The organism is Pseudomonas cremoris (assembly GCF_014230465.1).
On the sequence record NZ_JAAXCY010000003.1, the window covers coordinates 675,103 to 682,335 of the forward strand.

Below are 7,233 nucleotides of genomic sequence, written 5' to 3' on the forward strand. Positions count from 1 at the left end.
GAGCGGTAGCCAGAGATGCTCAATACGCCTTTTTCTGCTTGGCCTTTTTTCAGCGAAGAAGAGGCCAACGCGGTTCGCGACGTCATTTTGTCAAACAAGGTCAATTACTGGACCGGGCAAGAAACCCGAGAGTTTGAGAAGGAATTCGCAGCCTGGGCCGGCACGAGCTACGCGGTCGCGCTGGCTAACGGCACAGTTGCGCTGGACGTGGCTCTAAAGGCTTTAGGCATCCGTGAAGGCGATGAGGTCATTGTTACGCCACGTACTTTTTTGGCGTCTGTGTCTTCGATCGTTAATGCTGGTGCGGTCCCCGTCTTTGCTGAAGTCGACCCGGATTCGCAAAACATTACGGTTGATACTATCAGGGCAGTGTTTACGGAGCGGACCCGCGCGATTATCTGTGTTCACCTGGCCGGTTGGCCGTGCGACATGGACCCAATCATGGACTTTGCTGACAGCCATGCTTTGAAGGTCATAGAGGATTGTGCGCAGGCGCATGGCGCTCTTTATAAAGGCCGTCCTGTTGGGTCCATCGGGCATATCGGAGCTTGGTCTTTTTGTCAGGACAAAATCATGACAACCGGTGGTGAGGGAGGGATGGTCACCACCAACGATCGGTCTTTGTTCTTGGACATGTGGTCGTTCAAGGATCATGGAAAAAGTTGGCAGGCGGTCTATGAGCGCGAGCATCCCCCTGGATTTCGCTGGGTACATGATAGCTTTGGTACCAACTGGCGCATGCTGGAAGTACAAGGGGTCATAGGCCGGATTCAGTTGCGTCGAATGGCGTCTTGGCATCGTAGCCGTATCGCCAACGCCCAGCGTATTTGGTCCGTTGCTAAAGAGATCAAGGGGTTACGTGTTCCTGATATTCCTGCGCAAATCGTCCATGCGGCGTATAAATGCTACGTATTTGTGAAGCCCAATGAGCTTCGAGCCGATTGGAGCCGCGATCGAATCCTTGCGGAAATTTCTGCGCAAGGTGTGCCTTGCTATTCTGGTTCTTGCTCCGAAGTCTATTTAGAGAAAGCGTTCGATGGCACCGGGTGGCGTCCTACCACACGCTTTGAAGTTGCCAAGGAGTTGGGCGAAACGAGCCTTATGTTTTTAGTTCATCCTTCCCTCAGCGCGGACGAGATAGATAAAACCTGTGGTGTATTATCCGCAGTGATGCGATCAGCAACCCTAACGTGACTATATTGGATCTTGTCGCCTGTCACTTTTTGACAGGCGAAAGTGTTGTGGCTAGGCGGCTCACTTCACGGGCTAAGCTGTGAAGTGACCAATTTTCTGGCGAGGGAAGTGTTATGAATTCTGGAAGCTTTTTAATTCAGAAGAATTTTTTTGATCAGGACAAGTTGGTAGCTATTAGAGCGCTTGCTTTAGAGTTGGAAAATAAAAAAACAAGTGTTCACGAAGGTGGCAAGTACGGGGACATACAGTGGCATAAGATTGAGCTTGATCCAAATATCCATTCATTCATGAGTGAGATTTATAATTTTTTGGGTGCTGAGAAAGACGGCATATGCGTTTTTTACTATTTGTCGCCAGGCGCAGTCTTGCATCCGCATCGCGATCTGACCGGCGCCTCGAGTAATGCCAGAATTCGATTTCATGTTCCTGTTATCACGAATGATCGTGTCTTTTTCAATGTTTCAAAAGAGCGTGTGATTATGGCAGAGGGTGAACTCTGGGCATTGGACACATCTTATTTGCATGAGGTAAGAAATGAAAGTGATTGCACGCGGGTTCATATCGTCATCGAATGTCCGATTAATAAGAGCGTGAGTTCAAAGCTTCCGGCCAAAAATCTGTCTGGTCGAATTCATGATGTTTATTTCTTGGTTATTTTGTTATCTAGTTTTGTAAAATCTGTTTTGATTAACATTTGGAGAGACCCAAAATACTTTTTGGCTCAAATGCGGATGATTAAGAAGTTTGTTGCTTGGCGCGTATTTGGGAAAAAAGATGTAAAGTGAGGCGGGCAGCCTGCCCGCAAAGGTTATTTAGTGACAGCATTCATTTTGGCTTTGTTTTGCACGAGGTTAGGTTGTAGGGAACCCATTGAGTAATAGGCTTGCATCATCAAAAAATTGCTAAATTTCAAGCCAAAGGCTGCTCAGAAATATAAGATTGGAAATGTTAAGAAATATCAGGGATTTTCTGAATGGGTAAAGGGTTATGAGTAGATTGCGGACCGCGCTTCTGGGGCTGCCTCGGCGGAAGAAGCGAATGATCCAGGTCGCTACCGACATTTTGGTAGTTTGGGCGGCATTGTGGCTGGCTTTTGTCGTCAGGCTAGGATTGGACGAGATGGTGAATCCTCTGAAGCTTCATCTGTGGCTGTTCATCGCCGCCCCGATTGTCGCGATTCCGCTTTTTGTCCGTTTTGGTCTATATCGCGCAGTGATGCGATATTTTGGTAACGACGCACTGATTGCGATCATAAAGGCTGTCACCCTTTCATCGTTGATTCTGGGCATTGTCGTTTATTGGTACGGCAACCACGAAAATGTGGTGCCCCGCTCTATAATCTTTATCTACTGGTGGCTCAGCTTGATTGCTGTAGGCGGCCTGCGCCTCGCAATGCGCCAGTATTTTCTGGGCGATTGGTTCACCGCGGCTCAATACGTTCCTTTCACAAGCCGTGAGGACGGCTTGCCCCGTGTTGCGATTTATGGGGCGGGTGCTGCCGGGAACCAATTGGTGGCAGCGTTGCGCATGGGAAGAGTCATGCGACCGGTAGCATTTATTGATGATGACAACGGTATTTCTGACCGTGTCATTTCAGGGTTGCACGTATACAAACCCAAGCATATTCAGCAGATGATCGAAGCTACCGGCGCCCAGGAAATACTGCTGGCGATTCCTTCATCCAACCGCGGTCGTCGTCGCGAGATCCTCGGTTTTCTTGAGGGCTTTCCTCTGCACGTACGAAGCGTCCCGGGTTTCATGGATTTGGCCAGCGGGCGAGTGAAGGTTGATGATATTCAAGAGGTCGATATTGCGGATCTTCTCGGGCGTGATTCCGTTCCGGCGCAGGATGAGTTGCTTGAACACTGCATCAAGGGGCAAACCGTCCTGGTGACAGGTGCTGGTGGTTCAATCGGCTCTGAACTCTGTCGACAAATATTGGCTCTTCGCCCGAAAACCTTGCTGCTGTTCGAGCACAGTGAATTCAACCTGTACAGCATTCTCTCGGAACTCGAACAACGGGTGATCCGCGAAGCGTTGCCGGTAAGACTTCTACCTATATTGGGTTCAGTGCGAATCCCATCCAAGCTGTTGGACGTAATGAAGAGTTGGCGTGTTGACACGGTTTATCATGCAGCCGCCTACAAGCACGTACCGATGGTGGAGCATAATATCGCAGAAGGCTTATTGAATAACGTGATTGGAACGTTGAACACCGCTCAAGCAGCACTGCAGGCCGGGGTGGCCAACTTTGTGCTTATTTCGACGGATAAAGCTGTCAGGCCAACTAATGTGATGGGGAGTACTAAGCGCTTGGCGGAACTCACGTTGCAGGCACTCAGCAAGGAGCTGGCGCCCGTGATGTTTGGCGACAAATCTAATATATCCCGTGTCAACAAAACCCGTTTTACGATGGTGCGTTTTGGCAATGTATTAGGTTCTTCCGGTTCAGTAATTCCGTTATTTCATAAGCAAATCAAGTCGGGTGGACCATTAACTGTTACCCACCCCAAAATCACTCGTTACTTCATGACTATCCCCGAAGCCGCGCAATTGGTCATTCAGGCTGGCTCAATGGGGCAGGGGGGCGACGTGTTTGTACTCGACATGGGCGAGCCCGTAAAAATTGTCGAACTCGCCGAAAAGATGATCCACCTCTCCGGCTTGAGCGTGCGTTCCGACAAAAACCCCCACGGCGACATCGCCATTGAATTCACTGGGCTACGTCCCGGCGAAAAGCTTTACGAAGAGTTACTGATTGGCGATAACGTCGTCGCCACCCAGCACCCAATGATCATGAGTGCAAACGAAGACCATCTCTCTTGGGAAGTGCTTAAGGGCAAGCTGGTCGAGCTTCTGGCCGCAGTGGACCAAGACGACTACACCCGGGTCCGCCAACTCCTTCGCGACACCGTCAGTGGCTACTCCCCCGATGGGGAAATTGTCGATTGGATCTACCAACAGCGTCGACAGGAGCCCTGATTTAATACCCTGTTACTCAAGTACTTTTGACGAATCCCCAACATCGCCTAAGTTTGAAAAGCAGCTTCGGAAAAGCTGCTTTTTCACTTATCGATCCCAAGGAGCGTCAAATGCAAACCCCCTACCTAACCTCCCTTATCTTCGCCTTCCTCACTACTCTCACCCTCACCACCACCGCAGCCCCTTCCCTCAAGCCCGAAGCCCCGACCCCCATCACCGCCCAACTCTCCAAAACCGAGCAACCCGCCAAGGTCAACCTCAACGCCGCCGACGCCGAAACCTTACGCCGTGACCTCTTTGGCATCGGCGCGGCGAAAGCCAAGGCGATCATCGCCTACCGTGAAAGCAATGGCCCGTTCACGGCGGTGGATGAGTTGTTGGAGGTGAAGGGGATCGGCAAGGCGTTGCTGGAGAAGAATCGCGAGAGGCTGGAAATCAACTAATACATATCAGGAGGGCCGGTCATTGACCGGCCTTTTCATCCTCGGGCTCACATATCTGCGCTTTCAAGCTATCACGGACCACATCCATGATCCGCGCCGCCAGGGCCGGATTTTCGACACTTCTGGCCAGCACCAGCGCTCCAACCAGTGTCGACATCAACAGCAATCCCTGAGTATCGCCTCGTCCATCCGCCAGTGCTGCTTCTATTTGCTTGAGCCTTGCGCCAAGCACCGCATCGGTCGTTGCGCTTTGCTGGCCTCTTAGCCCTAGTTCAGATGACATGGTGGGCAGCGGGCAGCCTTCACCTGGGGACGTGTGGTGCCATTCCGACAGGTAGCTGTCGATAAACGCTTCCAGTGGCCTTTCTTGGCTGAAGAGCATCTCGCAATGGGCATCCAACTCGGCAGCAGCAACCTGCAGCGCCTTTTCCACCAATTCGTCCTTGGAGGCGAAATGCGCGTAAAACCCGCCGTGTGTAAGATTTAGTGCTTTCATCAATGGCTGTAGCCCCGTGGCACCAATACCATCGCGGCGGAAGCGAACGGAAGCTTCCTTGATGATGCGTTGGTGGGTCTGGGCTTTGTGGTCTTGTGAATAACGCATTGGGATGCCTCGGGGACGTAGCGGCATTCTAACGAAGGTGAACCTTTTTAAACATCACGACAAGACCGCGTTGCATTGGCATGAAAAGTGATGACGTTTGCTTTAGGTATTGTTCAACAATCGTGAGGCCGTGATGACGCTTAGCATGTCCTTAGCCGACCAGATCGCCCTGGAACTCCGTGCCGACATTATCGGTGGGCGGTTGCTGCCGGGGATGGCGTTGGTCGAAGTGGAATTGGTCAAAGCTTACAACGCGTCGCGTAATACGATTCGCGAGGCACTGCATCGTCTGGGGCAAGAGGGTCTGACCCGATATGTGCGCAACAAAGGCGTGATGGTCCGACGTCTTGAGCGCTCAGAAGTGCGTGATCTATTTGTAGTCCGTCGCACGTTAGAGCTGCAGGCCATCGCCCAGAGCAGCGCGCTCACTGACGATCAATCTGAACGCATGCAAAACGCCATCGACGCCACCACTCTGGCGCGGGAGCGCGAAGACTGGCGTGCTGTAGCTACTCACAGTTTGGTATTCCACCAACTGATTGTGGGCTTGATGCGTAGCCCACTGTTCGACGAGTTTTTTGCCCAGGTCATCGCCCAGCTGCGCCTGGTGTTTTGCGCTGCGCCTGATGAGCAGCGTTTCCAGTCGCCCTGGCTGGAGCGCGACCGTAAGATTTATCAACTATTGGTCCAGCAGGACAAACCGGCGGCAGGAGAGGCGATGAGCTTGTACCTGGATGATTCGGAACGCCTGTCGTTGGCCCTGTTTTCCACCCCCTGATGGAGGATGCGCATCATGTACAAAGACTATCCGGCCGCTTATCAGGTCAGTAAAGGTTCGGCGTTACAGGTAGATACGGCGTTTTATGAGCGTATTCGTGATCGAAAGGAGCAGCGCACGCTGATCGAGCAGTTCGAAGTGCCCATCCGTACGGGCAAGGCGTGGAAGGTGCCGGCGGGGCATGTGTTTCGTGTGACTACGCCAGTGGGCCCGCAGGTGGGCGACTTCAATGTGTGGAACGCCAACGATCCTCGCGAACGCCTTTGGGCGGCGCGTACCCGTCAGCTACAGGGCGCTCATGTCAGCACCCATGATCGGCTTTGGTCGAACCTGCCGTTCCTGCGGCCTTTGGTGACGATCACCGATGACAGCCTGGCGAGCTACGGTATCGATGAGCACGGTGGGCGGTTGCACGATTTGCTGGGTACGCGCTGCGATCCGTATGTGAATCGCATGCTCACGGGCGAGGACTTCCATCATCATTGCCATTCGAACCTGACCCGTGCGGTATTACCTCATGGGCTGACAGAATTTGACGTGCATGACGTGTTGAATATTTTCCAGTGCACGGGCCTCAATCATGACGACATGTACTTCATGAAGGCTTGTCCGGCGCAGAAGGGCGACTACCTGGAGTTTTTTGCCGAGATTGATTTGCTGTGTGCGTTGTCGACCTGCCCAGGTGGGGATTTGTCGTTACCGATGTGGGGGCCGGATGCACAGGACCCGCTGACGGTGTGTCGTCCGTTGGGGGTTGAGATTTATAGGTTGGAGGAGGCGCTACTGGGCGGCTGGAGTCAGCCGGAACGTGCTGCCTACAAGGGGCAGCACGGATTGCAAATTGCTAAGGCGGATTGGGAGTAACCGAGGATTCACCGATCCTGCGCATCTTTGGCATCCGCTTGAGCATTGCGCTCGGCCACACTTTTGCGTTGTTCATCGGTGAGTTGGACCTTGTTGGCGCTGTCGCGAAGCATCAACAAACCGCCGACGATTGAGCCGATCGCGACGACTAAAATTAACCAGGCATACCACGGCATAGGACGCTCCTTGAAGTGCTGACCGTAGGGTAGTTCCCTGCGGTGATGGTTGCTTTGAACGACAGACCCCTTTGGGGTTCATTTTAATCCTTGCAAGTCCGCGTAGCGAGACATCGCTGCAGGAGTTGTCGGGTATCGTCGTCAGCAAAATACTAGCGCCATGAGGCGCGATCAAATGGATCTGGTAAGCTT

The 7,233-nt window shown here is 52.5% G+C and carries 8 protein-coding genes; 6 read left to right on the top strand and 2 right to left on the bottom strand.

All coding sequences use genetic code 11. The annotated features are described in order from the left end of the window. Positions 1-15: 15 nt before the first annotated feature. From HF257_RS09865 to HF257_RS09880, 4 genes are all read left to right on the top strand, one after another. Positions 16-1,194 (top strand): DegT/DnrJ/EryC1/StrS family aminotransferase, encoded by a 1,179-nt coding sequence (locus tag HF257_RS09865; protein ID WP_185708746.1) that lies wholly within the window; start codon positions 16-18, stop codon positions 1,192-1,194. A 113-nt stretch (positions 1,195-1,307) separates the two neighbouring features. Then, on the top strand, positions 1,308-1,979 hold the full coding sequence (locus tag HF257_RS09870) for an aspartyl/asparaginyl beta-hydroxylase domain-containing protein (protein WP_185708747.1): 672 nt from the start codon (positions 1,308-1,310) through the stop codon (positions 1,977-1,979). A gap of 202 nt (positions 1,980-2,181) precedes the next feature. Beyond that, a complete protein-coding gene (locus tag HF257_RS09875) occupies positions 2,182-4,176 on the top strand; it encodes a polysaccharide biosynthesis protein (RefSeq protein WP_185708748.1) in 1,995 nt (664 codons plus the stop codon). 110 nt (positions 4,177-4,286) lie between these two features. Continuing rightward, positions 4,287-4,619 carry a ComEA family DNA-binding protein gene (locus tag HF257_RS09880; protein WP_185708749.1) on the top strand — a complete coding sequence of 111 codons (333 nt, stop codon included), beginning with the start codon at positions 4,287-4,289 and terminating at the stop codon, positions 4,617-4,619. A gap of 19 nt (positions 4,620-4,638) precedes the next feature. On the opposite strand, the gene HF257_RS09885 is transcribed toward HF257_RS09880, so the two are convergent. Continuing rightward, positions 4,639-5,223 carry a TetR/AcrR family transcriptional regulator gene (locus tag HF257_RS09885; RefSeq protein ID WP_185708750.1) on the bottom strand — a complete coding sequence of 195 codons (585 nt, stop codon included), beginning with the start codon at positions 5,221-5,223 and terminating at the stop codon, positions 4,639-4,641. A 133-nt stretch (positions 5,224-5,356) separates the two neighbouring features. On the opposite strand from HF257_RS09885, the gene HF257_RS09890 reads away from it, so the two are divergent. Together HF257_RS09890 and HF257_RS09895 are read left to right on the top strand one after the other, a co-directional pair. Next, entirely contained in the window at positions 5,357-6,001 is a 645-nt protein-coding gene (locus tag HF257_RS09890; RefSeq protein WP_185708751.1) for a GntR family transcriptional regulator, read from the top strand. Positions 6,002-6,016: 15 nt separating this feature from the next. Then, entirely contained in the window at positions 6,017-6,865 is an 849-nt protein-coding gene (locus tag HF257_RS09895) for an urea carboxylase-associated family protein (RefSeq protein WP_185708752.1), read from the top strand. Between the two features lie 8 nt (positions 6,866-6,873). On the opposite strand, the gene HF257_RS09900 is transcribed toward HF257_RS09895, so the two are convergent. Then, complete coding sequence (locus tag HF257_RS09900) at positions 6,874-7,041, bottom strand: DUF2897 family protein (RefSeq protein ID WP_185708753.1); 168 nt, start codon at positions 7,039-7,041, stop codon at positions 6,874-6,876. Positions 7,042-7,233 lie beyond the last annotated feature (192 nt).

What these genes read in the sequence shown, in the direction of transcription:
- HF257_RS09895 (WP_185708752.1), top strand. Translation starts at nt 6,017, where the DNA reads ATGTACAAAGACTATCCGGCCGCTTATCAGGTCAGTAAAGGTTCGGCG.
- HF257_RS09880 (WP_185708749.1), top strand. Translation starts at nt 4,287, where the DNA reads ATGCAAACCCCCTACCTAACCTCCCTTATCTTCGCCTTCCTCACTACT.
- HF257_RS09870 (WP_185708747.1), top strand. Translation starts at nt 1,308, where the DNA reads ATGAATTCTGGAAGCTTTTTAATTCAGAAGAATTTTTTTGATCAGGAC.
- HF257_RS09900 (WP_185708753.1), bottom strand. Translation starts at nt 7,041, where the DNA reads ATGCCGTGGTATGCCTGGTTAATTTTAGTCGTCGCGATCGGCTCAATC.
- HF257_RS09875 (WP_185708748.1), top strand. Translation starts at nt 2,182, where the DNA reads ATGAGTAGATTGCGGACCGCGCTTCTGGGGCTGCCTCGGCGGAAGAAG.
- HF257_RS09865 (WP_185708746.1), top strand. Translation starts at nt 16, where the DNA reads ATGCTCAATACGCCTTTTTCTGCTTGGCCTTTTTTCAGCGAAGAAGAG.
- HF257_RS09890 (WP_185708751.1), top strand. Translation starts at nt 5,357, where the DNA reads ATGACGCTTAGCATGTCCTTAGCCGACCAGATCGCCCTGGAACTCCGT.
- HF257_RS09885 (WP_185708750.1), bottom strand. Translation starts at nt 5,223, where the DNA reads ATGCGTTATTCACAAGACCACAAAGCCCAGACCCACCAACGCATCATC.